This window comes from Streptococcus mitis (genome assembly GCF_000722695.1).
GTDB lineage: Bacteria > Bacillota > Bacilli > Lactobacillales > Streptococcaceae > Streptococcus > Streptococcus mitis_O.
The window spans coordinates 1-527 of sequence record NZ_JPFU01000026.1; the positions used below are offsets into that span (position 1 = coordinate 1).

The following is a 527-nucleotide window of genomic DNA, read 5'->3' on the forward strand; positions in this document are numbered from 1 at the left end:
AGCAATTCAGTAAGTGAGTCAGCATCTAAAGTAGCTTCAGAGTCAGCTTCAACAAGCAACTCAGTAAGTGAATCAGCATCTAAACTTATATCAGAATCAGCTTCAACAAGCAACTCAGTAAGTGAATCAGCATCTAAACGTGCTTCAGAAGTAGCTTCACAATCAGCTTCAACAAGCAACTCAGTAAGTGAATCAGCATCTAAACTTACATCAGAGTCAGCTTCAACAAGCAATTCAGTAAGTGAGTCAGCATCTAAAGTAGCTTCAGAGTCAGCTTCAACAAGCAACTCAGTAAGTGAATCAGCATCTAAACTTACATCAGAATCAGCTTCAACAAGCAACTCAGTAAGTGAATCAGCATCTAAAGTAGCTTCAGAGTCAGCTTCAACAAGCAACTCAGTAAGTGAGTCAGCGTCTAAAGTAGCATCAGAGTCAGCTTCAACAAGCAACTCAGTAAGTGAATCAGCATCTAAACTTACATCAGAATCAGCTTCAACAAGCAATTCAGTAAGTGAGTCAGCATCTAA

General features: G+C 39.5%; 1 pseudogene. It reads right to left on the reverse strand.

Going from position 1 to position 527, the window contains the following annotated elements:
• Nucleotides 1-527: pseudogene (locus tag SK629_RS12880) on the reverse strand (hypothetical protein); the annotation flags it as partial.